At 59.7% G+C, this 25,512-nt stretch carries 26 protein-coding genes; 12 read left to right on the top strand and 14 right to left on the bottom strand.

Features of this window, described 5'->3' with window-relative positions:
* Window positions 1-53: 53 nt before the first annotated feature.
* The 3 genes from H9Q10_RS02320 to yihA all read right to left on the bottom strand — a co-directional run bounded on the left by H9Q10_RS02320 (window position 54) and on the right by yihA (window position 2,677).
* Window positions 54-1,328, bottom strand: coding sequence for an N-acetylmuramoyl-L-alanine amidase (locus tag H9Q10_RS02320; protein WP_197902436.1), 1,275 nt, complete (start codon window positions 1,326-1,328; stop codon window positions 54-56).
* The gene (tsaE, locus tag H9Q10_RS02315) at window positions 1,298-1,780 is read right to left on the bottom strand and encodes a tRNA (adenosine(37)-N6)-threonylcarbamoyltransferase complex ATPase subunit type 1 TsaE (protein WP_197902435.1); all 483 of its coding nucleotides are present in this window, start codon (window positions 1,778-1,780) and stop codon (window positions 1,298-1,300) included. Before tsaE ends, H9Q10_RS02320 begins: the two co-directional genes overlap by 31 nt.
* Window positions 1,781-2,017: 237 nt before the next feature.
* Window positions 2,018-2,677: a ribosome biogenesis GTP-binding protein YihA/YsxC gene (gene yihA / locus H9Q10_RS02310; protein ID WP_197902434.1), complete on the bottom strand. Its 660-nt coding sequence runs from the start codon at window positions 2,675-2,677 to the stop codon at window positions 2,018-2,020.
* A 136-nt stretch (window positions 2,678-2,813) separates the two neighbouring features.
* Between yihA and H9Q10_RS02305 the strand changes: the two genes are divergently transcribed.
* The 10 genes from H9Q10_RS02305 to H9Q10_RS02260 all read left to right on the top strand — a co-directional run bounded on the left by H9Q10_RS02305 (window position 2,814) and on the right by H9Q10_RS02260 (window position 13,071).
* Complete coding sequence (locus H9Q10_RS02305) at window positions 2,814-3,452, top strand: c-type cytochrome (RefSeq protein ID WP_197902433.1); 639 nt, start codon at window positions 2,814-2,816, stop codon at window positions 3,450-3,452.
* A gap of 217 nt (window positions 3,453-3,669) precedes the next feature.
* Window positions 3,670-4,023 carry a YgiW/YdeI family stress tolerance OB fold protein gene (locus tag H9Q10_RS02300; protein ID WP_197902432.1) on the top strand — a complete coding sequence of 118 codons (354 nt, stop codon included), beginning with the start codon at window positions 3,670-3,672 and terminating at the stop codon, window positions 4,021-4,023.
* A 106-nt stretch (window positions 4,024-4,129) separates the two neighbouring features.
* A complete protein-coding gene (locus H9Q10_RS02295) occupies window positions 4,130-4,501 on the top strand; it encodes a PepSY domain-containing protein (protein ID WP_197902431.1) in 372 nt (123 codons plus the stop codon).
* A 153-nt stretch (window positions 4,502-4,654) separates the two neighbouring features.
* Entirely contained in the window at window positions 4,655-6,703 is a 2,049-nt protein-coding gene (locus tag H9Q10_RS02290) for a cytochrome c biogenesis protein ResB (protein ID WP_197902430.1), read from the top strand.
* 34 nt (window positions 6,704-6,737) lie between these two features.
* A complete protein-coding gene (ccsB, locus tag H9Q10_RS02285) occupies window positions 6,738-7,955 on the top strand; it encodes a c-type cytochrome biogenesis protein CcsB (protein WP_238480126.1) in 1,218 nt (405 codons plus the stop codon).
* Window positions 7,956-8,301: 346 nt separating this feature from the next.
* Window positions 8,302-9,108, top strand: a complete 807-nt coding sequence (locus tag H9Q10_RS02280; RefSeq protein WP_197902428.1) for a threonine/serine exporter family protein — start codon at window positions 8,302-8,304, stop codon at window positions 9,106-9,108.
* A 3-nt stretch (window positions 9,109-9,111) separates the two neighbouring features.
* Window positions 9,112-9,570, top strand: a complete 459-nt coding sequence (locus H9Q10_RS02275; protein WP_197902427.1) for a threonine/serine exporter family protein — start codon at window positions 9,112-9,114, stop codon at window positions 9,568-9,570.
* Window positions 9,571-9,775: 205 nt separating this feature from the next.
* Window positions 9,776-11,335, top strand: coding sequence for a TerC family protein (locus H9Q10_RS02270; protein WP_197902426.1), 1,560 nt, complete (start codon window positions 9,776-9,778; stop codon window positions 11,333-11,335).
* Window positions 11,336-11,526: 191 nt separating this feature from the next.
* Window positions 11,527-12,264 (top strand): oxygen-insensitive NADPH nitroreductase, encoded by a 738-nt coding sequence (nfsA, locus tag H9Q10_RS02265; RefSeq protein WP_197902425.1) that lies wholly within the window; start codon window positions 11,527-11,529, stop codon window positions 12,262-12,264.
* 99 nt (window positions 12,265-12,363) lie between these two features.
* Window positions 12,364-13,071 carry a hypothetical protein gene (locus H9Q10_RS02260; protein ID WP_197902424.1) on the top strand — a complete coding sequence of 236 codons (708 nt, stop codon included), beginning with the start codon at window positions 12,364-12,366 and terminating at the stop codon, window positions 13,069-13,071.
* Between the two features lie 117 nt (window positions 13,072-13,188).
* On the opposite strand, the gene grcA is transcribed toward H9Q10_RS02260, so the two are convergent.
* The 11 genes from grcA to H9Q10_RS02205 all read right to left on the bottom strand — a co-directional run bounded on the left by grcA (window position 13,189) and on the right by H9Q10_RS02205 (window position 22,127).
* On the bottom strand, window positions 13,189-13,578 hold the full coding sequence (grcA, locus tag H9Q10_RS02255) for an autonomous glycyl radical cofactor GrcA (protein ID WP_197902423.1): 390 nt from the start codon (window positions 13,576-13,578) through the stop codon (window positions 13,189-13,191).
* A 114-nt stretch (window positions 13,579-13,692) separates the two neighbouring features.
* A complete protein-coding gene (locus H9Q10_RS02250; RefSeq protein WP_197902422.1) occupies window positions 13,693-14,031 on the bottom strand; it encodes a cupin domain-containing protein in 339 nt (112 codons plus the stop codon).
* Between the two features lie 393 nt (window positions 14,032-14,424).
* Window positions 14,425-14,868 carry a molybdenum cofactor biosynthesis protein MoaE gene (locus tag H9Q10_RS02245; protein WP_197902421.1) on the bottom strand — a complete coding sequence of 148 codons (444 nt, stop codon included), beginning with the start codon at window positions 14,866-14,868 and terminating at the stop codon, window positions 14,425-14,427.
* Between the two features lies 1 nt (window position 14,869).
* A complete protein-coding gene (gene moaD / locus H9Q10_RS02240) occupies window positions 14,870-15,124 on the bottom strand; it encodes a molybdopterin converting factor subunit 1 (protein ID WP_197902420.1) in 255 nt (84 codons plus the stop codon).
* A complete protein-coding gene (gene moaC, locus H9Q10_RS02235) occupies window positions 15,108-15,581 on the bottom strand; it encodes a cyclic pyranopterin monophosphate synthase MoaC (protein WP_197902731.1) in 474 nt (157 codons plus the stop codon). The genes moaD and moaC overlap by 17 nt, the downstream gene beginning before the upstream one ends.
* Window positions 15,582-15,833: 252 nt before the next feature.
* The gene (gene mobA, locus H9Q10_RS02230; RefSeq protein ID WP_197902419.1) at window positions 15,834-16,448 is read right to left on the bottom strand and encodes a molybdenum cofactor guanylyltransferase; all 615 of its coding nucleotides are present in this window, start codon (window positions 16,446-16,448) and stop codon (window positions 15,834-15,836) included.
* A gap of 4 nt (window positions 16,449-16,452) precedes the next feature.
* Window positions 16,453-16,974: a molybdenum cofactor biosynthesis protein B gene (moaB, locus tag H9Q10_RS02225; RefSeq protein WP_197902418.1), complete on the bottom strand. Its 522-nt coding sequence runs from the start codon at window positions 16,972-16,974 to the stop codon at window positions 16,453-16,455.
* 3 nt (window positions 16,975-16,977) lie between these two features.
* Window positions 16,978-17,964, bottom strand: coding sequence for a GTP 3',8-cyclase MoaA (moaA, locus tag H9Q10_RS02220; RefSeq protein WP_197902417.1), 987 nt, complete (start codon window positions 17,962-17,964; stop codon window positions 16,978-16,980).
* A 120-nt stretch (window positions 17,965-18,084) separates the two neighbouring features.
* Complete coding sequence (locus H9Q10_RS02215; RefSeq protein ID WP_197902416.1) at window positions 18,085-19,311, bottom strand: molybdopterin molybdotransferase MoeA; 1,227 nt, start codon at window positions 19,309-19,311, stop codon at window positions 18,085-18,087.
* Window positions 19,312-19,402: 91 nt separating this feature from the next.
* A complete protein-coding gene (locus tag H9Q10_RS02210) occupies window positions 19,403-20,785 on the bottom strand; it encodes a NarK family nitrate/nitrite MFS transporter (RefSeq protein WP_197902415.1) in 1,383 nt (460 codons plus the stop codon).
* Between the two features lie 91 nt (window positions 20,786-20,876).
* On the bottom strand, window positions 20,877-22,127 hold the full coding sequence (locus tag H9Q10_RS02205; protein WP_197902414.1) for an MFS transporter: 1,251 nt from the start codon (window positions 22,125-22,127) through the stop codon (window positions 20,877-20,879).
* Between the two features lie 309 nt (window positions 22,128-22,436).
* Here H9Q10_RS02205 and H9Q10_RS02200 point away from each other — a divergent pair, with 309 nt between their 5' ends.
* Together H9Q10_RS02200 and H9Q10_RS02195 are read left to right on the top strand one after the other, a co-directional pair.
* A complete protein-coding gene (locus H9Q10_RS02200) occupies window positions 22,437-24,344 on the top strand; it encodes a type IV pili methyl-accepting chemotaxis transducer N-terminal domain-containing protein (protein ID WP_197902413.1) in 1,908 nt (635 codons plus the stop codon).
* Entirely contained in the window at window positions 24,341-25,012 is a 672-nt protein-coding gene (locus H9Q10_RS02195) for a response regulator (RefSeq protein ID WP_197902412.1), read from the top strand. Before H9Q10_RS02200 ends, H9Q10_RS02195 begins: the two co-directional genes overlap by 4 nt.
* Window positions 25,013-25,512 lie beyond the last annotated feature (500 nt).

The raw sequence follows: 25,512 nt of genomic DNA, 5'->3' as shown, positions 1-25,512 counted from the left end.
AGGTTTTCAGGTAGCCTCTTTACAAGCAAACTAATCGTCTGCGCGCCCTCACACTAACGCCGCGCCACCACCGCCGTGGCCAGATAGCGCTGCGCCCCGGCGGTAATCGCGCGGGCGGCTTTTTGGCGGAACTGGCTGCTGGCCAGCATCCGCTCCTCGGTGGGGTTGGAGATAAAGGCCGTTTCCACCAGGATCGAGGGAATATCCGGCGCCTTGAGCACGGCAAAGCCGGCCTGGTCCACATGCCCTTTATGCAGGCGGTTGATTTTGCCCATTTCGTCGAGCACCGATTTACCCAGGCGCAGGCTGTCGTTGATGGTGGCGGTTTGCACCAGGTCAAACAGGGTGTGGTCCACCTGCCGGTTGCCGCTCACGCGGATGCCGCCGATTTGGTCGGAGGCGTTTTGCGACTGCGCCAGCCAGCGCGCGGCGGCGCTGGTGGCCCGACCGCGGCTGAGGGCATACACACCGGTGCCGCGCGGCTGCGGCGTGGTGAAGGCATCGGCATGGATGGAAATAAAAATATCGGCCTTGCGGCTGCGCGCCTTGGCCACGCGCACGCCCAGCGGGATAAATACGTCTTCGTTGCGCGTCATGTATACCTGGTGGCCGAGCCGTTCCAGCTCGCGCTTGGCTTCGCGCGCGATGGAAAGCACCACATCCTTCTCGCGCAGGCCGCTGGGGCCGACCGCGCCGGAATCTTCGCCGCCGTGGCCGGGATCAAGCATCACCACCAGCTTGCGGTTGCCGCGCCGCGTGTTGGCGGCGTGGTTTTGCACCGGCGGCACGCTGGTTTGCGCCTGCGCGGTGGCCGTGCCGTCTTGGCGGATACGGCCATTGGTGTAGTCTTGCAGGAGCGCCATCAGCGGGTCGTTGGCTTCCTGCGCCAGCGCCACGGCCTGCGTGGGATAAAGGTCGATTACCAGGCGGTGCTTGAAGTTGGCCACCGGCGCGAGCGCGAACACCTGCGGATTGACAGCGGTTTTCAAATCCATCACCACGCGGATGGTTTCGGGGTTGAATTGCCCCACACGGATACCGGCCACATAAGGATCATTGCGGCTGAGCTTCTGCGGCAGGCTCTGCACCACACTGTCGAGACTGGCGCCCTGGATATCCACCACCAGGCGGCGCGGGTTATCCAGCAGGAAATATTTGTGCTGCAGGGGGCGGGAGGATTCAAGCGTGGCGCGGGTGTAAGAGGAAGCCGGCCAGATGCGCACGGCCACGAAATGCGATGTGCCTTGTGCGGCGCCGATGGGCGTGATGCCCAACAGCAGCAGGCCGGCACCGTTGGTTAGGAAAGTTCGGCGGGTAAGTTTTGCCATAATGCCAAGAGTTGTTTGCCTTTTTCGGAAGCGGCGCTAAGGGTGCAGATACGGCCGCCGCCCTGCATTTGCAGAGCTATGCGCAGATCGGCTTCGGGCACGAAACCTTCGGCGCGTTGCGGCCATTCGATGAAGTGGACGGCGGGGGCGGCGAATAAATCGTCCAGCCCGGCATCTTCCCATTCTTCGGGCGAGGCGAAGCGGTAGAGGTCGAAATGGTGTACCGCCAGGCCGCCCGGCTCGTAGCTTTCCACGATGGCGTAGGTGGGGCTTTTCACTGCGCCGGCGTAACCGAGCCGGCGCAGCACGGCGCGCACCAGCGTGGTTTTGCCGGCGCCCAAATCGCCTTCCAGCCACAACACCAGCGGCGCGGCCAAATCGGGGGCGATGCGGCCGGCGAGGGCTTCCGTGGCGGATTCGCCGTTGAGGAAGAGGGTGAGCGGGTTGTCCATCGTGCAATTATAACCTGAAATATTGTTGGAAAAGTTTAAGCGGCGCGGCCTGCGGGCGCGGTGTGTGCGGGTTTTGGCTTCGTTGCCGCTGATGTTTTCAGGTAGACTGTAGCAGCCTGAGATGAGGCTACCTGAAAGCGAAGCGCCAACAAAGTTAAAACGCGGGTTGCAAAGGAATGGGAAACCGGTTGCCTCTATTATGAAAAATGGATTTGTTTCTAGTGGCTTTTGAAGTTTTCAGGTAGCCTCTCCTTCATTGTCGGCGGCTTGTCCGTTTTCAGGTAGCCCGTGTGCCGCCTGCCACTGCTCAAACCATGCGGCCACCACGGCATCCACTTCTTCCATGCCCTGTTTTTTCAAGCTGGAAAACAGCTGCACGCCCACAGCCTGCCGTTCGGCAAAGGGCTGGAGCGCGCGGCGCACGGCGGCGAGGGTGTTGATTTGCTCGTTTTTAGAGAGTTTGTCGGCTTTCGACAACAAAATATGCACGGGCTTGCCGGTGGCGGCGAAAAAATCCAGCATTTGCTTATCGAGCTCTTTGAGCGGATGGCGCGCATCCATCACCAGCACCAGCCCGATGAGCTGGGAGCGGGTTTGCAGGTAGCCGCCGAGCAGCTGCACCCAATGCGTGCGCACGGCTTCGGGCACTTGCGCGTAGCCGTAGCCGGGCAAATCGGCCATGTAGCAGCCGTTGGCGAGGCGGAAGAAGTTGATGTGCTGGGTGCGGCCGGGGGTTTTCGACACGAAGGCCAAACGGGTGTGGCCGGTGAGCGTGTTGATGGCGCTGGATTTTCCGGCGTTGCTGCGCCCCACAAAGGCGATTTCGGCAGGCGTGTCGGGCAGGTCTTTGAGGTGGTTTACCGTGGTATAAAACTCGGCGTTTTTAAAAAGCGGCATAAGCTGGAACAAAAAGTAAAATTTAGTATAGAATACCACGTTTATAACAATATCGGTTTCAATCGGGCCGCCCGGTTGGAAAACAGAGTATTTGGGAGGGCGCGGCAAACAGCGCCCGATGATTCGGAGCATATTCATGAAACACACTACCCTCGCCGGCCTGCTGCTGGCCGTTTCCGGCTTTGCCCTGGCCGCACCGCCCGCTGCCGACACCGCCCGCGGCAAACAAATCGCCGACACCGTGTGTGCTGCCTGCCACGGCGCCGACGGTAACACCAACATCGCCATGTATCCGCGCCTCTCCGGCCAGCATCCGGCCTACATCATTCAGCAAACCCTGGCCATTAAAGCCGGCCAGCGCAACACCGGCGCCGCCGTTACCATGCGCCCCTTGGTGGAGAACTTAAGCGAGCAGGATATCGCCAACGTGGCCGCTTACTTCTACCGCCAGATTCCCAAATCTGGCGAAACCAACCCCAAAGAAAACCCTGAGCTGGGCGCACGCCTGTTCCGCGGCGGCATCGCCTCGCGCGGCATCCCCGCCTGTATGTCGTGCCACGGCCCGGGCGGCGCCGGCATCCCCGGCAACCAAACCCAGAAAGAAGGCACCGTGGCCTATCCGCGCCTGGCCGGCCAGCACAAATCCTATATCGTGGACCAACTGCGCGCCTACCAGAGCGGCCTGCGCGGCAACTCCATCATGAGCGACATTGCCAAGCGCATGAGCAACGAAGAAATGGACGCCGTGGGCAACTTCATCCAAGGCCTGCAATAAACCGCACCGGCCGCAAACCATCAACAGCCGTATCCATCAGATACGGCTGTTTTGTTTTTCAGGTAGCCTCTCCCGTTAGGCCGCCCAACAGGTTTACAAAACTTTCCACTTCCCTAATTTTCAGCTAAACCGCCCTCCCTATAATGCGGGCCATCCACTAAGCGGCAACACCCGTTGCCTACTTTTAACACCTCCCTATCTTGAAAAGGAAAACACCATGAAAAACGCCCTGCTCCTCACCGCCCTCCTTGCCGTATCCGCCACCGCCTCCGCCGGCTTTTCCGAAAACGGCCAGCCTGCCGCCGCCCAGCCCGCCGTCAGCCGCGTGGCCGACCTGCGCAACCTGCCCGACGACGCCCGCGTTACCCTCGAAGGCCACATCGAACGCCAAGTGCGCCGCGAACACTACATCTTCCGCGATGCCAGCGGCACCATCGAAGTGGAAATCGACGACGACGTATGGCGCGGCCTGAACGTTACCCCGCGCGACAAAGTGCGCCTCGACGCCGAAATCGACCAAGAATGGCGCCGCACCGAAGTGGACGTAAAAGCCGTTACCCGCATCCAGTAAACAACAAAAGGCTACCTGAAAACGAGCTTCGCGAGTTTCTGCGCAGCTAAAACATTTTCAGGTAGCCTTTCCCCTCTTGCCCGCATCCCAACAGAAAGGAAATTCCATGTCCGCACGCCAATCAGCCCTGCTGCTCGCTGCCGCCCTGATGGCCGTATCCCTAAGCGCCAACGCCAAAGGCGACGGCGGCCGCCATGGCGACGAAGAAGACCATCCCCACCGAAGCGGCTACGCCCAGCAACACCGCCCGCAGCGCGCCCAAGCCAACCGCACGCGCCAAGGCTACATTTCCAGCAGCCGCGCCGCCGGCATCGCCGCACGCCACACCCGCGCCCGCGTAACCGACGTGGATTTCACCACCTGGCGTGGCCGCCGCGTGTATGAAGTGGAGCTGGACGCCCGCCGCGGCGACTACGAAGTGATCGTGGATGCCCGCAGCGGCCGTATCCTTTCCTCCAAATTCGACCCCGACGATTAAACCCTTTGCCCGTTCAACACACAAAGGCTACCTGAAAAGTGAAAACTCCTTTTCAGGTAGCCTTTCCCTTCTCTGCAAATCCGCCGAAAGTTTGCGCTAAATCAGGTATAATCCCACCGTTTTTCCCTTTTCCGCCCGGCCGGATTTTCGGTTATGAGTACCCCGCCCGCCCCCGCCAAAACCCCGCTATTGCGGCGGCCTTGGTTTGCCTTCCTCAGCTCCATGCGTTTCGCCGTGGCGCTGCTCTCGCTGCTGGCGCTCGCTTCCGTGATCGGTACCGTGTTGCAGCAAAACCAATCCGAAGTGGCCTATTTGGTGGAATTCGGGCCGTTCTGGCATCAGATTTTCCGCTTCCTCGGCCTCTACGACGTGTACTCCGCGCCATGGTTCGTGGTCATTATGGCCTTTCTGATCCTCTCCACCGGCCTGTGCCTCTGGCGCAACATCCCGCCCTTCCTGCGCGAAATGCGCGGCTTCCGCCTCAACGCCTCTGAGCGCTCTCTGGCCGCAATGAAACACAGCACCCTGCTGGCCGAAATACCACAACCGGAAATCACCGAACGCTACTTAAAAGTATCCGGCTTTGCCGTGCGCCGCGAACAGCGCGCCGACGGCAGCCTGATCATCGCCGCTAAAAAAGGCAGCATCAACAAATGGGGCTACATCTGCGCCCACGCCGCCATCATCGTCATCTGCCTGGGCGGTCTCATCGACAGCAACCTGCCGCTCAAGCTCGCCATTTTTTCAGGTAGCCTCAAGCCCGATAAAACCGCCCAATTCGCCAACGATTTCGGCGCACAAAGCCGCCTCGGCAGCGGCACACTCTCCTTCCGTGGCAACGTAAACATCCGCGAAGGGCAAACCATTCAAGAAACCTTCCTCGACACCGGCAACGGGCTGCTGGTGCAGGAGCTGCCCTTCAGCGTCACCCTCAAGCAATTCCACGTCGATTACTACGACAGCGGCATGCCGAAAAACTTTGCCAGCGACCTCATCGTTACCGATAAGCAAAGCGGCGACACCTACACCCCCACCCTGCGCGTGAACCACCCATTCACCCTGCACGGCATCACACTCTATCAAGCCAGCTTCGGCGACGGCGGCTCCGGCCTCAGCTTCCGCGCCTGGAACCTTGGTTCCCCCTCCGCCGATGCCACCGAACTCAAAGCCGCTTCGCTCAGCGCCTTCCCGCTGCGTTTGGGGCAAAACCAGCCCGATAAACAATACACCCTCGAATTTGCCGAGCTGCGCCCGCTCAATGTAGAAAACGAAGAAGAAGCCGACAGCAGCAGCGCCCCGCAACAGCCCGGCAGCCTGCAGCAGCGCCTGAGCGACGCCCGCAGCGTGCAGCAGGCCAGTGCCCTGCGCAACGTCGGCCCCACCATCACCTTCCGCCTGCGCGACCAGGCCGGCCAGGCGCACGAATACGTCAACTACATGCTGCCCCTGCGGCGCGGCAGCGACTACTATTTCGCCACCGGCGAGCGCAACAGCAACACCGAGCCCTACCGCTGGCTGATGATTCCCGCCGACAAACAGGGCAAGCCCGACACCTTCATGCACCTGCGCGCCGTACTGCTCGATCCCCAGCAGCGCCAGGCCGTGCTCGACCGCGCGGTGGCCGATATGCCCGAGGCCTCCAAAGCCCGCTTCCGCGACGCGCTGAACAACATCCTGGAGCTGTTTGCGCGCGAAGGCCTGACCGGCATCAACCAATTTGTGCAAACCCAAATCCCCGCCGCCGAGCGGGATCGGATGCGCGAGCTGTTCTACCAGATGCTGTTCGGCGCGGGTAACATCGCGCTGGATCAGGCGCTGACTGAGCAAGGGCTGGACTGGCCGCAGGGCGAAGAGCGAAACCGCTTCCTAATCAACAGCTTCGATGCCTACACCGGCCTCACCCGCTTCGGCTCGCCCGTGCTGCTGCAATTAAACGGCTTCAACGAAGTGAAATCCTCCGGCCTGCAGATGACCCGCTCGCCCGGCCAGGGCTGGGTGTACCTCGGCTCAGCGCTGCTGATATTGGGCACGTTTTTGATGTTTTACATCCGCGAGCAGCGCGCCTGGCTGCTGTATCACAACGGCAGCGTACGCTTCGCCATGAGCGCCGCCCGCCACAAGCGGCAGCTGGAACAAGCCTTCTCCCAACACACGCAACACCTCACGCGCCTCGCACAGGAGCTCAACCATGACCAACCCTGATTCCCCCTCCCGCGTGCTGCCACAGCCGCCCGCCATGGCACAGGCCCAGGCGCACGACGCCTACGCCCCGCCTGAGCTGCCGGCACACGAACTCTTGCAGGAGCGCCGCTTCTGGAAACGCCTCTCTTGGGCCGACTGGCTGTTTGCCGCCCTCATGCTCGCCATCGCCGCCGCGGTGCAGATTCTGCTGCCGCACCGCATGGATGCATATGAAGTGTGCATTTTGTGGGGCAGCGCGGCGGCAGCTGTCGCCTTGGGCTGGTTCGACAAACCCTTGCGCTGGTTTATCCCGCTGTGCATCGCGCTCGCTTATGCCGCCACGCAGCTTTATGCCGGGCAGATGGCCAACGGCGAACGCTTCCTGCTGCGCTATTTCCTGGCCAGCCAATCGGCCATCGGCTGGCTGTGCGCACTGGTGCCGATGGCCTGGCTGTGCTACGCGCTAGGCCTGCTCGGCGGCAAACGGCCTGCGGCCGGCGGCATTGCCTCCGATGCGCCAGCCACACCGCTGCTGCGCATCGCGCGCTACCTGGCTTGGGCGGCCGCCGTGGCCGGCTTCACCGGTATGCTGGTGCGCTGGCACGAGAGCTATTTGCTCAGCCCGGGCAACGGTCACATCCCGATTTCCAATCTGTATGAAGTGTTTATCCTGTTTATCGTGATCACTGCGCTGCTGTTTTTGTATTACGAGGGCAAGTTCAAATTGCAGCGGCTGGGCGTGTTTGTGTATGCCCTGCAAACGATTTTGGTGGGCTTTGTGCTGTGGTACACCTTCAGCCGCAACGCACAACAGATTCAGCCGCTGATTCCGGCTTTGCAGTCGTGGTGGATGAAGCTGCACGTGCCGGCCAACTTCATCGGCTACGGCGCGTTCTGCCTGGCGGCGTTTTTGGGCGTGGCCGAGCTGATGAAGCTGCGCCGCCCTGCGCTGCGGTTGCCGGAAGCAGAGGTGATTGAGGAGGTGATGTATCAGGCCGTGGCCATCGGTTTCCTGTTTTTCACCATCGCCACCGTGCTCGGCGCGCTGTGGGCGGCGGATGCCTGGGGGCGCTATTGGAGCTGGGATCCGAAAGAAACTTGGGCGCTGGTGGTGTGGCTCAACTATGCGGTCTGGCTGCACATCCGCTTGGTGCGCGGTTGGGGCGGCCGGCTCTTGGCCTGGTGGGCGATTATCGGCTTTTTCATCACTGCCTTCGCTTTTGTGGGCGTGAATATGTTCCTCAGCGGGCTGCACTCCTACGGCGGGCTCTGAGGCTACCTGAAAAATAAATTTTTTGCGTAGGCAGTTAGTTAGCAGCATTGTCTTGCATCGGAAGGCTACCTGAAAACAGTTTGCATTTTTCAGGTAGCCTTTATCTCCCTCCCACAAAAGGCTACCTGAAAATCCGACTGATGTTTTAATTTCGCAGAAACCTGCTTCAATCGTTTTTGCTGCGCAGAAATCCGCTCGTTCCTTTTCAGGTAGCCTTCCCTTCACCAAGTGGCTGCCCTATGGTGCTTGCGGTATAATCCGCCTCCCCATCACAATCAAAACAACCGGCTGCCCGGCCGCTTCCGCACGCCATCTCAATCTGTTTCTCCCACTCCGGTTTATTAAGATGACGCCCCCTCCCTCCCCCGATACCGCCACTCCCCCCATCAGCCACGAGCAGCAGCAGGAAATCACCCGCCTGTGTATCCACGCCGCACTTTTGCTGCTGCAATACGGCGCGGAAAGCACGCTAATCGACCAAATCGCCTTCCGCCTCGGCCGCGCGCTGGGCATGGACAGCGTGGAATGCGCGCTCACACCCAACGCCATCGTGATCACCACCCTTTGCAACAACCACTGCATCACCACCACGCGCAAGAATTTCGACAAAGGCATCAATATGTCGGTGATCACCGTGGTGCAGCACATTGTGATCGCCGCCGAGCAGGGGCTATACGACGTGCACCAGGTGCGCGCACTGTTGGATGCGGTGAAGCCGGTGAAATACAACCGCTATTTAGTGGTGCTGATGGTGGGGCTGTCTTGCGCCAGTTTCGCCCACCTCTCCGGCGGCGACCCGCTGATTTGCGGCATCACGTTTGTCGCGTCGGCCTGCGGCATGTGGGTGCGGCAGATGCTGTCGGCGCGGCAATACAATCCGGCGGTGGTGTTTGCGGTCACGGCGTTTGTGGCCTCCATGGTGTCGGGCATGGCGCTGAAATATGGCTGGGGTGCGCGCCCGGAAGTGGCAATGGCTTCGAGCGTGCTGCTGTTGGTGCCTGGAGTGCCGCTGATCAATTCGCTGGCCGATATTTTGAAAGGCCATGTGAATATGGGCATGAGCCGTTGGGCGGTGGCCACGGTGCTTACCTTCAGCACCTGCCTGGGCATCGTGCTGGCCTTGAGCCTGCTGAACGTTTCCGCTTGGGAGTGAGCCATGCTGCTGAATTTGCTGGACGATATGTTTTTTGCCGCCATCCCCGCCGTGGGTTTTGCGATTTTGTTCAACGTGCCGCGCAATGCCTTGAAATACTGCGCCTACTTGGGCGCGCTGGGGCACGGCACGCGCACGCTGCTGATGCATTGGGGCATGTCGCAGGGTTTGGCCACGCTGTGCGCGGCTTCGCTGGTGGGCTTCATCGGGGTGTATTTGTCGCAGCGCTATAAGGCGCACCCGAAAGTGTTCACCGTGGCTTCCATCATCCCGATGATCCCGGGGGTGTATGTGTATAAGGCGATGATTGCGCTGGTGCAGATGAACCACAAGGGCTTTTCCGAGCAGCTTTTGGTGCAAACGGTGGATTATTTCCTGAAGGCGGGCTTTGTGATCGGCGCGCTGGCTTTCGGCCTGGCGCTGCCCGGGCTGCTGTTCTACCGGCAGCGGCCGGTGGTGTAGCCGTATTACGCAAGCCGCCGCAATCTGCTAAACTTGTCCCGTCTTTTTTCTCCTGCGCCGATATGCACTCCCCTTCCCCCGCCCCCTTAGAACCCGAGCCTGCCGCTGCTGCTGCGGCTCCCCGCATATTGCGCTAAAGGCTACCTGAATTTTTTCAGGTAGCCTTTGCTTGTTTTTATCATTCGTTTATCAAGGACTTGCATTCATGGATTTCTCCTGGCTGGCCGACCCGGTAACCTGGCTGGGCTTCGCCACGCTGATTATTCTCGAAATCGTGCTCGGCATCGACAACCTCGTGTTCGTGGCCATTTTGGCCGGCAAGGTGCGCCCCGCCCAGCGCGACCGCGCCCGCGTTACCGGGCTGATGCTGGCCGTGCTGCTGCGCCTGCTGATGCTGGCCTTCATGAGCCGCATCATGCAGCTCACCGCCCCGCTGTTTGCGCTGGGGCGGCTGGAAGTGGCCGGCAAAGACATCATCATGTTCCTCGGCGGCCTCTTCCTGCTCTACAAAGCCACCACCGAGCTGCACGAGCGGCTCGAAGGCGCCAACCACTACGCCGTATCCGACACCGACCGGCGCAAACAGCATTCGCCGTTTTGGGGCGTGGTGGTGCAGATTTTGGTGTTGGATGCCGTGTTTTCGATCGACGCAGTGGTTACCGCCGTGGCCGTGGTGCAGCACATCCAAATCGCCATGGCCGCCGTGGTGGTGGCGATGGCGCTGATGATTTGGGCCAGCAAGCCGCTCACCGACTTTGTGAACCGCCACCCCACCGTGGTGATGCTCTGCCTGGGCTTCCTGCTGATGATCGGCTTCAGCCTGATTGCCGAAGCCTTCCACGTGATCATCCCCAAAGGCTACCTGTATGCCGCCATCGGCTTCTCCGTGCTGATTGAAGTGTTCAACCAAATCTCCCAGCGCAACACCGACAAAAACGCCTACGGCAGCCGTTCCTGGCGCCGCCGCACTGCCGAAAACGTGCTCGGCATGATGGGCATCCGCGAAACCATGCTGGCTAAAGCAGGCGAAGAAGGCAGCGACGACAGCCATTTTGAAGAAAACGAAAAATCCATGATCCGCAGCGTGCTGACCCTCGCCGAGCGCCCCCTGCCCGGCATCATGGTGCCCCGCCGCGACATTGAACGCCTCGACCTCTCGCAAAGCCGCGAACAGCAATACGCCCAGCTGCAAAACACGCCCTACTCCCGCCTCTTGGTGGTGGGCAAGGCCGGTGCCGACGAACCCCTGGGCTACATCAACAAAAAAGACCTGCTCAATCAGCTCCTCGCCGGCCAAGAGCTCGACATCCAAGCCGCCCTGCGCCAGCCCCTCATCCTGCCCGACAGCACCAACGCCCTCTCCGCCATCGAACAATTCCGCCAAAGCAGCGCCGACTACGCCCTAGTGGTAGACGAATTCGGTGCCGTGCAAGGCATGGTTACCACCAAAGACCTGCTCGAAGCCATCGCCGGCGAGTTTCCCGAAGCCTTCGAACGCCAAGCGCAGCCAGGCTCCCCCGCCGAGGGCGGCAACACCCTCATGGTGGACGGCAGCCTCGAATACGCCGAGCTCGCCCCCCAGCTCGGCCTCCCCCCGCCCGAAGAAGACGCCGACTACCACACCGTGGCCGGCCTGATGATGGAAGAGCTGCAAACCCTGCCCAACGTGGGCGACACCCTCGACTACCACGGCTGGCGCTTCACCGTGAGCAGCAAAGAAGGCCAGCGCATCGAGCAGATCAGCATCAGCCCCCTGCCCGAATAATTTTCAGGTAGCCCCAACCCCGCCGCAGGCTACCTGAAAATCATCATTTGCCCGCAGCCATCGCTTCTCCTGCGGGAAAACAGTAAAACCAAGATTTGCCGCCAAACAACACACCTCACTTTTTTCAGGTAGCCGCAACCCCTGAAAGGCTACCTGAAATCTTCCTCCCCCTCCCACCAAAGGACTTCATCATGCCCGCCCCCATCCTCCCCTCCCAGCCCACACTCGCCACCGCCCTTGCCCACCGCTCCATCCGCAAATTCACCGGCGAACCCGTCGCACCCGAACAACTGCAAGCCATCCTCGAAGCCGGCCGTGCCGCCTCCTCCTCCAGCTTCATGCAGTGCATCCACATCATCCGCGTTACCGATCCCGCCCTGCGCCAACGCCTCTGCCACATCGCCGCCGATCAAGAATACGTCCGCATCGCCCCCGAATTCCTCGTATTCTGCATCGACTACAGCAAACATCGCCGCCTCGTGCCCGACATCCAAACCGACTACACCGAAGCCCTGCTGCTCGGCGCTGTGGATGCAGGCATCACCGCGCAAAACGTGCTGCTCGCCGCCGAATCGCTCGGCCTGGGCGGCGTATACATCGGCTCCCTGCGCAACGACATCGCCGCCGCAGCCGAAGCCCTCGGCCTGCCCGACACCGCCGTGCCCCTGTTCGGCATGTGCCTAGGCCACCCCGCCCAGCAGCCCCTCTACCGCCCGCGCCTGCCGCTGGAAGCCATCGTGAGCGAAAACCGCTACCGCGAATGCAGCCCCAACACCCTCGAAGCCTACGACCGCGAGCTCGCCGCCTACTACCAAGCCCGCAGCGGCCTCGACCTCGATTGGACGCGCCAAATCGCCAACACCCTGGCCAAACCCCTGCGCCCGCACATCCTGCCCTTCCTGCAACAGCGCGGGTTTGCCCGGAAATAAACTCTGGCAAACAAAAAGGCTACCTGAAAATTTCGCTGCGCAGAAACTTCACTGCATTACGTTTTCAGGTAGCCTTTCTCACCAAACAAGGAGAACATCATGAAGAAAGCATTGTTTTTCTTAATCGGCGCGCCCTTTTTCGTCTGGCTGTTTATCCTTGCCGCCAAATACGTCCTCTTCAGCCCGGATCCGCCACGCACTTGGCAGGAAGAAGTGCGCCTCAGCGACGGCACGGTAATTCTTACCGAACGTTCTGCCAATTGGGAAACAAGGGACAGCCTGACGAAGCAAAGCATCCGCGTGATTGACGCCAAAGGGCTGGATATTCCGCCGGAATGGTCGGATAAGTGGCATTTGATGGTTTTGGATCGGGATAAGCAAGGGGTATGGAATTTGATTATTCAGATGGGACCTTGTTACGACTGGAACGATACCTTTCCGTATCGCCAATACCAAGCCATCAATGGCCGCTGGCAGCAGGTGGAGTTTGACAAGACCCTGCATGGCCGTCCGGCTAATCTTGAAGTTGATATTTATTCACGGTTAGAGAATATGCCTAGATTTATGGGGGTAGATGAGAAACTATATGCTCCCCAAGAACCACGCCCTGAAGTTGTCAGTGTAATGGATAGTCAATATTATCGATGGATCAATGTTCATGCGCTTTCTGGATGCGATCTCTATTGCTGGCTGGATGGAGAAAGAAAGTTAGGTATCCGTTGTGAAAAATATGGGTTCTGCGAACAGCCCGGGAATGAAAGCAAGCCGCAATGTTATCGATATAGGGAAACACCCAACTATTTTTAGCGGGCAAGCCGACAGTTTCGTTTTCAGGTAGCCCCTACTTGGAAACAATCTCCCGCCGCCCACATAAAAAGGCTACCTGAAAATTTTCAGGTAGCCTTTTTTAACTTACCGCCCAGCTTACATATGCTGGGTGAAAGTGCGGGTGATCACGTCGCGCTGCTGTTCCGGAGTCAGGGAGTTGAAGCGCACGGCATAGCCAGACACACGGATGGTGAGCTGCGGATATTTGTCGGGGTTGGCCGCGGCGTCTTCCAGCATTTCGCGGGTCATCACGTTCACGTTCAGGTGCTGGCCGCCTTCCACTTTCGGCGGAATGTGTGCATCAACGGGCACTTCTTCATAGCTCACGTCGCCCAGCTCGCTCAGGGCAACCACTTGGTCGGCGGCGAAACGCTCGTCGTTGCTGCACAAGCAGCGGGCTTGCTGGGTTTCATCGTCCAGCAGCCAGAAAGAACGTGCCAAAGCAGGATGTTGTGCGGATTGGGTGATTTGAATCCCTTTAATCATGGTTTATATCTCCAAATAAAAGCCCTTGCGGACTGTGTTTTCAAACAAACTACAAACAAACTTCAAAAATCCCCATCAAACCCTAAGCGGGAATCCGATGCGGCAAAACAAACTTTATAAACAGCACTGACCGAAGCGCAGCTTTTTATTCAGCAGCGCGTTGTAACACAGCTGTTTCACAACCAAAATTGAAGTGTCGTTTTCCAAAGCTTCGATCACGTGCGTTTCGCCCGGCTCGATGCGCGCTAGGTTCATCGGGTGCAAATCAATGTGCCCCTGCTCAGTTTTCACGCGAGCCGCGCCGGCCAGCACGACCACAGTGATGATGGCTTCGGCGGAATACGGCGGCACTTCGTTGCCTTTTTGCAGGTTGAGCTGAACGATTTGCTGATCGGCATCTTCCACCACAATGCCGCCCAAAGTTTCTTTCGGGTTGAGTTGATAGCCTTGCATGATTTTCTGCTTTCGAAATACGGTTGGCGGCGCAGGAAAGCCGCTCTTTCTGCCTGCTATTTTATCCGATTTTCAGCCGCTGGCTCAAGGCGATAGTGCACATTGGACAAAAGATTCGGCGCCAGTGTGCCGATTGGGCAAAAACCCGGCCGACGGGTTTGAGCAACCTGCCTAAAACATTAACTTCAACGTAGGCAAAACAAAGCCGGAATAAAGGGAAACGGCATTTCCGCCAAGCGGAAATATTAATTTCCTTGCCGATCAAGTTTTCAGGCAGCCTGGTTGGTTGAAAGCAAACAGGCTACCTGAAACCCGACTGCATTTCGTTGCAGCCGTATTTTCAGGTAGCCTGAATCTTTGCAAAGGCCCGCCGGTTTTCCGATGCGGGCGTTATCAAAACTGCCGTCGCTTGGCATCGGCCGTTTGGTTATCCGGCCAGGCGGAGATCACGCTATCGCTGTAAAACTCCTGTTTCCAAATCGGCACTTCGGCCTTTACGGTGTCGATGATGAAGCGGCAGCCGGCGAAGGCTGCGTCGCGGTGGCCGGCGGTGACGCCCACCCACACGGCCATGTCGCCCACTTCCAGCCGCCCGTGGCGGTGCACGCACACGGCTTCTGCCAGCCCGAAGCGGCGTTTGGCCTCTTCGATTACGGCCTGCCCCTGGCGGCGCGCCAGCTCTTCGTACACTCTGTACACCAAATAATCCACGCGCCGGCCGTCGTTTTGGCGGCGCACCCAGCCTTCAAAACTGAGGAAGGCGCCACATTGCTCGTTGTCCAGCAGCCTTTGGCGCAGGGCTTGGCTGTCGATGGCTTGTTCGGTCAAATCAAACATTTCAACCTCCGGCCACGGGCGGGATGAAGGCCACGATGTCGCGCTCGGCCAGCGGCTGCGTCCAATCGGCAAAGGCGTGGTTTACCGCCGCACGGATACGCTCCTGCGGCAGGCTGAAATTATATTGCCGCGCCAACTGTTCATACAGCGCGGCGGGGGTGCTGCCTGCGGCAACGGCGAGCGTTTCCTGCTCTTTGCCGGCCTGTTCGCGCAGGGCGGCGAAATACAGCACGGTGATTTCAACGGTTGAACTCATGTTTGCCTCCGGATTTGTGCACCAGGCGGATGTCTTGGATTTGGATGTCGTGGCTCAAGGCCTTGGTCATGTCGTACACGGTGAGCGCGGCCACGGACACGGCGGTGAGCGCTTCCATTTCCACGCCGGTTTTGTGGCTCACGGCCACTTCCGCGCGGATGTTCAGGCTGTGCGCGGCATCGTCGTAGGCCAGCTCCAGCTTGCAGCGCTCCAGCATCATCGGGTGGCACAGCGGGATCAGGTTGGCGGTGTTTTTCGCCGCCATGATGCCCGCCAGCCGCGCCACTTCGGTAATCGCACCTTTGGCGGTTTGGCCGTTGGCGGCCTGGATTCGGGCATAAACTTCGGGCGGGAACACCACGCGCCCGGCGGCTGCGGCCACGCGGCGGGTCACGGCTTTGTCGCCCACGTCCACCATGCTGCTGCGGCCTTGTCGGTCTAAATGTGTCAGCAAAATCTTGTCCTTGTGTAAAAACTCATTGAAGGCCGTCTGAAAACGGACGGCCTGAAATTTTCAGGTAGCCCCTTAATGTGCACCTGCTGTAAAGGCTACCTGAAAAATATCAATATGCAAAATAAACGGTGGCTTTGTTGGGTTGCGTAGGGCGGGCTTCAGCCCGCCAATCTTTTATCGATACGCTCAAATGACGGGCTTCAGCCCCCCTGCTCAGGCCGTCTGAAAAACATCCGTTTCAGCCAGCCGGAAACGTTATTCCCACTCCAGCCGCTCCGCCTGCACCACCGCCTGCTCAAACTCCTGCGGCGTGTTGAAATTGCACAACGGCCGCCACTCGGCCGACAGCGGCGCGGCGGCAAACGGCACGGTTTCCAGCCACGTTGTAACGCGGCGCTGCCCGCTTTCCAAATACTGCCGCAGCGGTTCGACCAGCGCCGCCGACCAATGCGCCAGCAGCGGATACACCCGTTCTCCGTCCTGCAAAGCCGCCACACCGCCATACCACGCCGCGTTGTTTCGCGCCTGCTGCAAACAATCCGCCACCTGCTCGGGTAGCAGCAGCGTATCGCAAGACAGCACATACACGCCGCCGTAGCCCTGCCCCGCCGCCCATTCCAGCGCGGGCAGGACGGCGGACAGGGCGCCCTGCCGTTCAGGTAGGGCATCGGATAGATAGTGCGCCTGCGGCAGACGGGGGAAACGCTGCCCCGCCGCCGCCAGCCACAGCGGGCGTTGCGCCGCCGCAGCCAAACGCTCTATCAGCGGTACGCCGCGGTAGGTCAGCAAGGGTTTGGGGCTGCCCATGCGCCGGCTCAGCCCGCCGCACAAAATCAGCAGCGGTTCCCGCTGTGCCGCCGTGGAATCCATTGTTTTATTTGCCCCACGCGTTCAGCACGCGGGTGAAGCCGCAACTGTTGATGCGCGGGTCGAGCTGCGGGGCGATGATGTTTTCCCAGGCGGTGCGGCAGGCGCCGGTGGAACCGGGCAGGCAGAAAATCAGCGTCCGGTTGGCGATGCCCGCCACCGCGCGGGATTGGATGGTGGACATGCCGATTTCCTGCAAAGACACGGCGCGGAACACTTCGCCGAAGCCGGGGATGGCTTTGTCGAACAGGATTTCCACCGCATCGGGGGTGACATCGCGGTCGAACATGCCGGTGCCGCCGGTAATCAACACTACATCGGTGTCCGGCTCGGCAATGGCAACGGACACGCGGGCGCGGATGTCATACAGCTCGTCGCGGCACCATTCGCGCGCGTGCAGCACATGGCCGGCGTTTTGCAGGGCTTCGGCCAAATAATTACCGCTGCCGTCTTCTTTCGGGCTGCGGGTGTCGGTAACGGTGAGCAGGTGGATGCGGAAGGGGCGGAATTCGGGCGCGGCGCGGTGCATGGTTTAGCCTCCGGTCATGGACAGGTTGGTGATGAGGCCGACTTTTTTGTCGTGCAGATAGTGGTGTTCGGGCTTTTCGGCGATGGTTTGGTGCAGGTATTGCCGCAGGCCTTCGGCATTGCCAGCGCGCAGGAAGGGGCGCAAATCGTAGGCGATGCCGCCGAACAGGCAGAGGTGCATTTTGCCTTGGGCGGTCACGCGCAGGCGGTTGCAGCTTTTGCAGAAGTCTTCGCTATACGGGGCGATGAAGCCGATGCTGCCGGCGAAATCGCGGTGGAAATATTCGCGTGCGGGGCCGGCGTGCGGCAGGCGCGGGGCAAGCTGCCAGCCCTGCTCTTGCAGGCCGCGCTCGATTTCGGCGGCGGAGAGGTGCTGGCTGTTGAAGAAGGCGCCGTTGTCGCCGGTTTGCATCAGCTCGATGAAGCGCAGGGTAACGGGGCGGGCGCGCACGAAGGCAAGCGCGTCGGCCAGCGTGCGCTCGGCATAGCGGCGCAGCAGCAGGGTGTTCACTTTCACGCCGTAGAAGCCTGCATCCAAAATACCGTCGAGCGCGCGCAGGATGTTGGCGCATTCGCGTTTGCCGGTGATTTGGAAAAAGGTGTCGGGGTCGAAGCTGTCGATGCTGATGTTGATTTTGTCCAGCCCGGCGGCACGGTAGGCGGGGAAGAGTTTGGCCAGGCGGAAGGCGTTGGTGGTGAGCGCCACATTTTCAATCAGCGGGTTGGCTTTGCAGGCGGCGATGATGTCGGCCAGGTCGCGGCGCAGGGTGGGCTCGCCGCCGGTGAGCCGGATTTTGCGTGTGCCGGCGGCGGCGAATACGTTTACCAGGGTTTGGATTTCGGGCAGGGTCAGCTCGTCGGGCTTGGCTTTGCCCTGATAACCGTCGGGCAGGCAGTAGGTGCAGCGGTAGTTGCACAGGTCGGTAACCGACAGCCGCAGGTAGCTGAGGCGGCGTTGGTAGGGGTCGGTGAGCGGGGGTTGGGCGGTCATGGCGCGGGTCTCTGATGTGTGTTCGGCATTTATTTTTGTGTTTGGGTATCAAGGCTACCTGAAAATTAAGGGCCGGCTTTGGGGAACCCGTAAATATTTTTCAGGTAGCCTGAAGCGTGTTTACAGAAACGCTTCGTCAAACGGCTGTACGGTTACTTCCGCCCCCACCGGCAGCGAGCCGCTTTCGGCGGGGATGATCAGATAAGCATTGGCGCGGCTGACCTGATAGATGCGGTGCGAATCCTGGCGGCCGCAGGGCGCGGCCAGCCAAGTACCGTCTTCTTGGCGGCTGATGATAGCACGCTGGATGTCGGTGCGGCTGTGGTTCTTCGTTACCGGCTCGGACAGTTTGGCGGCAAAGCGCAGCGGCGGCGGGATGTCGGCCGCACCACAGAGCTGCCACAGTGCGGCTTTGAGGAAAATATCAAAACCGACAAAGCCGGACACGGGGTTACCCGGCAGGCCGAAGCACCAAGTGGTCATGATTTGGCCGAACACGAAGGGCTTGCCCGGCTTGAGCGCAACCTTGTAGTGGTGGATGCTGCCCACACGCTCCACGGCCTCGCGCATGAAGTCGTAATCGCCCACCGACACGCCGCCGGTGGTAATCAGCACGTCGGCCTGCTGGATCACCTTATCCAGCATCCGCAGCACGTCTTCCAGCTTGTCGGCCACCTGCCCGAAATCGATTACCTCCACCGGCAGCGCGGCCAGCCGCGCCATCAGCATCGGGCGGTTGCTGTCGTAAATGCGGTCGGTGCGGCTGCTGGCCTCACCCGGCTCCAGCAGTTCGTCGCCGCTGGACAGCACGGCCACGCGCAGCTTGCGGAATACCTCGATTTCGGCATAGCCCAGTGCGGCCAAGAGCATGATGTCGGCCTGGCGCAGAATCCGCCCCGCCTGCAACACGGTTTCGCCCGCCGCGATTTCCTCCCCACAGCGGCGGATGTTGCCGCCTTCGGCCGCGTCTTTTTCCAGGCGGATGATGCCGTCTTGCAACTGCACGTTTTCCTGAATCACCACGCTGCTGCATTCGGGCGGCACCACCGCGCCGGTCATGATCCGCACACAGCCGTTCTCCGACAGGCTGCCCGAAAACGGCTGCCCGGCCACCGATTCGCCCACTACCTGCCACTCGCTGCCTGCAGCGGCGGCCCCGGGCAGCGCATAGCCGTCCATGGCGGAAATATCGGCAGGCGGCAGGTTCAGCGTGGAAGCCACATCCTGCGCCAGCACGCGCCCCACCGCCGACAGCAGCGGCACACGTTCGCTTTCAGGCTGTTTGCGGGCGGCTGCAATTTTGTCGTGGATTAACGCTTGCAGTTCGTGGACGGGGGTGAGTGCCATGATGGTTTCCTTATTATCGGGTTGGAGGGCGGCGGGTGGTAAAGGCTACCTGAAAACACGGCAGTGTTGAATTTTCAGGTAGCCTCTTAATTCAGCATTTGGCTTCGGCGTTTTTGCGCGCGTAATACCACCAGTTGAGTGCGGCACAGATAACGTAGAAGGCGATAAAGCCGATCAGGGCGCCGTTTACGCTGCCCAGCAGTTCGAGTGAGGTGCCGAAGCTTTTCGGAATCAGGAAACCGCCGTAGCCCGCAAATGCGGCGGTGAAGCCGATCACGGCGGCCGCTTCGCGGTTGGCGTTGTGCACGCATTCTTCCTGCGTGATTTTTCCTTCATCGACAAATTTCTGATGGAAGCCGAGGAAAATCAGCGGCACCTGCACGAAGGTGGACGCGTTGCCGACACCGCTCAAGGCAAACAGCAGCATGAAGCAGGCAAAAAAGCCGGCGAAGCTGCCGCCCCCGCTATGCCCCGGCAGGAAGGTCAGCACGCCCAATACGCCGACAATCATGCCGACAAACACAATCTGCGTGGTACGCGCGCCGCCCAGCTTGCTGGACACCCAGCCGCCGGCGGAACGGGTAAGCGCGCCGATCAGCGGGCCGAGGAAGGCAAATTTGGTCGGGTCGGTTTCGGGGAACAGCAGTTTGATGAGGAACGGGAATCCGGCGGAGAAGCCCAAAAACGAGCCGAAGGTGCCCAAATACAGGATGCACATGATCCAGTTGTGCTTGCGCGAAAAAATCACGGCCTGCTCTTTGAAGCTGGCTTTGGCACTGGCCAAATCATTCATGCCGAACCAGGCGGCGGCGGTGGACATCAGGATCAGCGGCACCCAGATAAACCCGGCGTTTTGCAACCAGATTTGCACGGTCTCGTTGTTTTTCATCATGGTTTGCGGTTCGCCGCCGAGCGCACCGAACAGGCCGGCGGTGATTGCCAACGGCACGGCAAACTGTACGGCGGACACGCCCAGATTGCCCAAACCCGCGTTCAGGCCGAGGGCGGTACCTTTTTCGGCTTTGGGGAAGAAGAAGCTGATGTTGGCCATGCTGGAGGAGAAGTTGCCGCCACCGAAGCCGCACAACAGCGCCAGGATGACCATGGTGGCATAGCTGGTATCCGGATTCTGCACCGCAAAACCGATGCCCAGTGCAGGCAGCAGCAGGCTGGCGGTAGACAGCGTGGTCCATTTGCGGCCGCCGAAAATCGGCACCATAAAGGAATAAAACGCCCTCAGTGTCGAGCCGGATAAGGCGGGCAGCGCCGCCAGCCAGAACAATTGGTTTTTGCTGAAATTAAAGCCGATGTTGGGCAGGTTGAGGATGGTGACGCTCCACACCTGCCACATGGCGAAGGCGAGGAACAGCGCGGGGATGGAAATCCACAGGTTGCGGCGGGCGACTTTGCGGCCGGTGTTTTGCCAAAACTCGGCGTCTTCCGGCCGCCAGTCTTGAATCAGGTGGGACGACATGGTGTGCTCCTAATGAAATATGGGTTTGCTAGGGGCTACCTGAAAATTTCCGCTGCGCTTTAACTGCGTTTTTCAGGTAGCCTTCTCCGGCTTACTGGCCGCGTTTGGCTTTAAACGAGAAGTGCATCCAAACCAGCGACACGCACACCGTGCCGTAGAGCAGCATGAAGGTGGTGGAGCGGATGCCGGTGAGATCGAGCAGCATGCCGAACATAATCGGCAAGAGGAAGCCGCCCAAACCGCCCGCCAAGCCGACAATGCCGGACACCGTGCCGATGTCGTTCGGATAGTCGTCGGCTACGAATTTGAACACCGAAGCCTTGCCCACCGCCATGGCGATGCCGGCGGTGAACATCAGAATGGTAAACAACACCACGTTCAGGCCGATATGGAAGCTCTGCGGGCCGTGGGTGGTGGCAATCACGAAATCGGTTTGCGGGTAGGACAGGATGAAGAAGCACACCCACAGCACCCACATCACGCCCCAGGTAACTTTGTATGCGCCGTATTTGTCCGACAGCCAGCCGCCGATGGCGCGCAGCACGCCGCCGGGCAGCGAGAAACAGGCCGCCAGCAGGCCGGCGGTGGCCATTTCGAGGCCGTATTCGTTGATGTAGTATTTGGTCATCCACAGCGCCAAGCCGACGTAGCCGCCGAACACCACGGAATAATACTGGCTGTAGCGCAGCACGCCCGGGTCTTTCAGCATCGCCAACTGTTCTTTCAGCGAAGCCTTGGGCGCAGTGTTCGGGTTATGCGGGGTGGGATAGGTGGTAAACCAAAACAACACGGCGGTGGCGGCCATAATCGCGGCATACACCTTGGGCACGATGACCCAGGCCGCCGCGCCCGCGCCTGCCGCAGCAGAATATTTAATCAGCGCGGGGGCGACGAATTTGTTGATGGCGCTGCCCGCGTTGCCCGCGCCGAAAATGCCCATCGCCAAGCCCTGCTGCTGCTTGGGAAACCAGCGCGCCACATAGGGCGTGCCCACCGAAAACGAGCCGCCGGCCAAGCCCATCATCAGGCCGATGGCGATGAAGTGCCAATAATGCGTGGCATAGGCCATCAGAAAGATGGCGGGCACGGACAGCAGCATCAGCACGAACATCACGATGCGGCCGCCGAATTTGTCGGTCCAGATGCCCAGCGGCACTCGGATGAGCGAGCCGGAAAGCACCGGCACGGCCATCAGGATGCCGGTTTGTGTTTCGTTCAGGCCGAGCTGCTCCTGCACCTTCACGCCGACAATCGCCAACATCATCCACACCATAAAGCAAACGGTGAACGAGAAGGTGCTGGAAGCCAATACCGAGTAGCGTTTGTAGTTTTCTGATCTCATTTTTTATTCTCTATATCATGATATGAATCGGGCGGATCATCAGGCTACCTGAAAAGATGATTCAGCATATCTTATTGATAAAAAAACATTTCATCAGGCCGGCCAAAACCGCTGTTCCGGCAGAAATTCTAGAACAAAGCCCTGCGTGAAATAAGCCCTGTTGTAGCTAGGCTGTCTAATCCTAAAGGATTAGGTGGCCAGCCTCCTTCTGATTACACCAGAAAAGTGAAACAATTAGCGCGTATAATTATGGATAATGTGGGCGGTTGCGGCCGCCGTGTTGCCCCTATCCTCTTTAAAAACCCGCCGATGAAACTACTCAAGAGCCTGTCTGTCCGACTCAAACTGCTCACCCTGCTGTGGCTGGTGCTGGCCGCCGCCTCCAGCAGCTACACCCTGCTGTTGTCGTGGCGGCTGGAAGGCAGCGCGGCGGCCATCAACGACATCGGCAGCCTGCGCCTGCGCAGCTACCGCATCGCCCTGCTCATCCGCGAAAACGCCCCCGCCGCCGAAATTGAGCAGCGCCTGCAGCAATACGACGGCATCCTCGCCAACGTGCGTCAAGGCGACCGCCGCCGCCCGCTGTTCCTGCCGCCCGACGACATCGTGTGGCAGCGCTTCAACGAGCTGGACACCCATTGGCAACAATCTGTCCGCCCACGTTTTCAGGTAGCCTCACAGCAGCACAAACCGATTACCGACCAAGAGCTGCAGCCCTTCCTCAACCGCCTCGACAGCGTGGTTTCCGCTGTGGAGCAGACCAACACGCGCTATATTTCCTGGCTGCGCCTGTTCCAGAGCAGCCTGCTGGTGCTGGTGGCGATGAGTGCGGCCTTCATGATCTTCCTGCTGTATTGGTGGATCATCCGCCCCTTGCAGCATTTGCAACAGGGTGTGGCCGCCATCCACGGCGGACAGCTCGGCATCCAGATCCCCATCGACCATTCCTCCGAATTCGCCCGTGTGGACAACGGCTTCAACCAGATGAGCAGCCGCCTCTCCCAGCTCTATTCGCATTTGGAAGAAGAAGTAGCCGAGAAAACGCGCGATTTGGAAGCCAAACACCACACGCTGGAAACCCTCTATTTCTTCTCGCACTTCCTCAGCCAAACCCAAACCACCGCCGGTGCCGCCGAAGTGTTTTTAAAAAGAATGCTGGAAATGGTGTCGGCCGACGCGGGCAGCATTCGCCTGATCGACTTCAAACGGCAGCGCATGGATTTAGTGACACAAATCGGCCTGCCCGATTCGCTGCAAACCGCCGAAGCCTGCCAGCGCTTCGACGACTGCCTATGCGGCCATGCTGTGATGGAGGACGACTGGCAGCCCATCCGCTTCGTGCGGGATGCGGAAAAGCCAAACGAAGGCCAAAATGCTGACATCGACGGCAAGGAATGCAGCCGACTCGGTTTCTCCCAGCTGCGTATTTTCAAAATCCGCTACAAGGCGCAAGATTTCGGCATGGTGACGCTGTATTTCAAACAGAAAGAACCGGTGGCCATGGCCGACAGCGATTTGTGGGAAGCACTGTGCAGCCAGTTCGGCGTGGTCATCAGCAACCTGCGCCTGATCGACGAGAGCCGCCAGCTGGCCGTATTGCAGGAGCGCAACCTGATTGCCCAAGGCCTGCACGACAGCATCGCCCAGGCGCTCACCTTCCTCAACCTGCAAGTGCAGATGCTGGAAGCCGCCCTGCAAAACCACGAACAGGAACAGATCAACGAAAACCTGCAATACATCAAAGAAGGCATCCAAGAATGCTACGACGACGTGCGCGAACTGCTGAGCAACTTCCGCACCAAAATCAACAGCAAAGATTTCGCCGGTGTGGTGCAGGCCTTGGTGGAGCGCTTTGAGCGCCAAACCCAAATCGCCGTGCGCCTGAGCTGGCACGGCAACGGCCCGCCGCTGAGCAACGAGCAGCAATTGCAGGTGGTGTTTATCCTGCAGGAAAGCCTCTCCAACGTGCGCAAACATTCGCAGGCTTCACAAGTAGACATCCGCTTCGACAACGGGCAAGATTTCACCATGAGCATCCAAGACGATGGCTGCGGCTTCGACACCGAGCGCATCAAAGAGCAGCACAGCCACCATGTGGGGCTGCACATCATGCGCGAGCGCGCCAGCCGCATCCGCGCCGAGCTTGGCTTGCAATCCGCGCCCGGCGGCACCCGGGTAACCCTGAAACTTCCCAACATAGAAAGAAGGCAGGTATGACCGACACAATCAAGATCGTTCTCATCGACGACCACACCCTGTTCCGCAGCGGCATCAAAGCCCTGCTCGCCCGGCAGGAAAACTACGAAGTGGTGGGTGAGGCCGCCGACGGCTTGAGCGGCGTGAAACTGGTGAGCCAGCTCGCGCCGGACGTGGTGCTGCTGGATTTGGACATGCCCGTGATGAGCGGGCGCGAAGCCCTGGCACAAATCCTCAGTAGCCGCCCCGAGCAGAAAGTGGTGATGCTCACCGTATCGGAAGATGGCGAAGACCTGGTGGAATGCATGCGTTTGGGCGCCTGCGGCTTCCTGCTAAAAAACATCAACGCCAATTTCCTTATCGATGCCATCGGCAAAGCCGCCAACGGCGACAACGTGTTTTCCCCCGAAATGATGGCCTGCATGGTGCAATCCCTCATCCGCCCCACCCTGCCGCAGGCCAAAAACGCCCTCGACACCCTCACCTCGCGCGAGCTGGAAGTATTGGGCTACCTCGCCGCCGGCTACAGCAACAAAATCATCGCTAAACGCATGGATTTGGCCGAATCCACTGTGAAAGTGCATGTGCAGAACATCCTGCGCAAACTCGAACTCGGCAGCCGCGTGCAGGCCGCCGTGTATGCCGTGCAGCACAAAGTACCGCTGCCGGAAGAAGCACCGAAAGAATGAAGCCTGCTAAGCCACTTAGATGCATGCCCCAACCAAGGCTACCTGAAAACGGAAATCCATTTTCAGGTAGCCTTTTTACCAGGCAGCCGTCACCAAGTTTGCGATACGCCGAAATTTTATGCTGATGGGTTTCAAACCAGGGCAGTGTTACCCTGCCCTGTTGCCATACTGTTTGCGGTTTTGCCGCCTTGGCCTGATTTAAACCGCATTCGCTACCCCAACCGCATACAGAAAGTTTCCTGCATCCAACCAACAAAGGCTACCTGAAAATTTCAGGTAGCCTTTTGCTGGTAATGGAAACCGGTATCCGGCGGCGCGGAAACCGTGTTTGAGCTTCGCAGAACCCGGCTGACCCGAACACCTTATTTGCCTGCGTGAAAAGGCAAACCCGATGTTTTCAGGCTGCCGTGGCAAAGGCTACCTGAAAATCCGGCTGCCGCTTCCGGGCAAACCTGCAAAAAACCGCCCGCCAACCTGTTTGCCGAGGTGGGCGGGCGTTT

The sequence above is a fragment of the Eikenella glucosivorans genome, from assembly GCF_016025525.2.
Classification (GTDB): Bacteria; Pseudomonadota; Gammaproteobacteria; order Burkholderiales; family Neisseriaceae; genus Eikenella; species Eikenella glucosivorans.
Note: the sequence above shows the minus strand (reverse complement) of the source record. Positions and strands in the feature narration are given on the sequence as shown.

What these genes read in the sequence shown, in the direction of transcription:
- moaD (WP_197902420.1), bottom strand. Translation starts at nt 15,124, where the DNA reads ATGAGTTCAACCGTTGAAATCACCGTGCTGTATTTCGCCGCCCTGCGC.
- ccsB (WP_238480126.1), top strand. Translation starts at nt 6,738, where the DNA reads ATGGCACAGGCCCAGGCGCACGACGCCTACGCCCCGCCTGAGCTGCCG.
- yihA (WP_197902434.1), bottom strand. Translation starts at nt 2,677, where the DNA reads ATGCCGCTTTTTAAAAACGCCGAGTTTTATACCACGGTAAACCACCTC.
- H9Q10_RS02210 (WP_197902415.1), bottom strand. Translation starts at nt 20,785, where the DNA reads ATGTCGTCCCACCTGATTCAAGACTGGCGGCCGGAAGACGCCGAGTTT.
- H9Q10_RS02195 (WP_197902412.1), top strand. Translation starts at nt 24,341, where the DNA reads ATGACCGACACAATCAAGATCGTTCTCATCGACGACCACACCCTGTTC.
- H9Q10_RS02260 (WP_197902424.1), top strand. Translation starts at nt 12,364, where the DNA reads ATGAAGAAAGCATTGTTTTTCTTAATCGGCGCGCCCTTTTTCGTCTGG.
- H9Q10_RS02250 (WP_197902422.1), bottom strand. Translation starts at nt 14,031, where the DNA reads ATGCAAGGCTATCAACTCAACCCGAAAGAAACTTTGGGCGGCATTGTG.
- H9Q10_RS02320 (WP_197902436.1), bottom strand. Translation starts at nt 1,328, where the DNA reads ATGGCAAAACTTACCCGCCGAACTTTCCTAACCAACGGTGCCGGCCTG.
- grcA (WP_197902423.1), bottom strand. Translation starts at nt 13,578, where the DNA reads ATGATTAAAGGGATTCAAATCACCCAATCCGCACAACATCCTGCTTTG.
- mobA (WP_197902419.1), bottom strand. Translation starts at nt 16,448, where the DNA reads ATGGATTCCACGGCGGCACAGCGGGAACCGCTGCTGATTTTGTGCGGC.
- H9Q10_RS02200 (WP_197902413.1), top strand. Translation starts at nt 22,437, where the DNA reads ATGAAACTACTCAAGAGCCTGTCTGTCCGACTCAAACTGCTCACCCTG.
- moaA (WP_197902417.1), bottom strand. Translation starts at nt 17,964, where the DNA reads ATGACCGCCCAACCCCCGCTCACCGACCCCTACCAACGCCGCCTCAGC.
- H9Q10_RS02280 (WP_197902428.1), top strand. Translation starts at nt 8,302, where the DNA reads ATGACGCCCCCTCCCTCCCCCGATACCGCCACTCCCCCCATCAGCCAC.
- H9Q10_RS02215 (WP_197902416.1), bottom strand. Translation starts at nt 19,311, where the DNA reads ATGGCACTCACCCCCGTCCACGAACTGCAAGCGTTAATCCACGACAAA.
- H9Q10_RS02295 (WP_197902431.1), top strand. Translation starts at nt 4,130, where the DNA reads ATGTCCGCACGCCAATCAGCCCTGCTGCTCGCTGCCGCCCTGATGGCC.
- H9Q10_RS02245 (WP_197902421.1), bottom strand. Translation starts at nt 14,868, where the DNA reads ATGTTTGATTTGACCGAACAAGCCATCGACAGCCAAGCCCTGCGCCAA.
- nfsA (WP_197902425.1), top strand. Translation starts at nt 11,527, where the DNA reads ATGCCCGCCCCCATCCTCCCCTCCCAGCCCACACTCGCCACCGCCCTT.
- tsaE (WP_197902435.1), bottom strand. Translation starts at nt 1,780, where the DNA reads ATGGACAACCCGCTCACCCTCTTCCTCAACGGCGAATCCGCCACGGAA.
- H9Q10_RS02270 (WP_197902426.1), top strand. Translation starts at nt 9,776, where the DNA reads ATGGATTTCTCCTGGCTGGCCGACCCGGTAACCTGGCTGGGCTTCGCC.
- H9Q10_RS02205 (WP_197902414.1), bottom strand. Translation starts at nt 22,127, where the DNA reads ATGAGATCAGAAAACTACAAACGCTACTCGGTATTGGCTTCCAGCACC.
- moaB (WP_197902418.1), bottom strand. Translation starts at nt 16,974, where the DNA reads ATGCACCGCGCCGCGCCCGAATTCCGCCCCTTCCGCATCCACCTGCTC.
- H9Q10_RS02300 (WP_197902432.1), top strand. Translation starts at nt 3,670, where the DNA reads ATGAAAAACGCCCTGCTCCTCACCGCCCTCCTTGCCGTATCCGCCACC.
- H9Q10_RS02275 (WP_197902427.1), top strand. Translation starts at nt 9,112, where the DNA reads ATGCTGCTGAATTTGCTGGACGATATGTTTTTTGCCGCCATCCCCGCC.
- H9Q10_RS02290 (WP_197902430.1), top strand. Translation starts at nt 4,655, where the DNA reads ATGAGTACCCCGCCCGCCCCCGCCAAAACCCCGCTATTGCGGCGGCCT.
- H9Q10_RS02305 (WP_197902433.1), top strand. Translation starts at nt 2,814, where the DNA reads ATGAAACACACTACCCTCGCCGGCCTGCTGCTGGCCGTTTCCGGCTTT.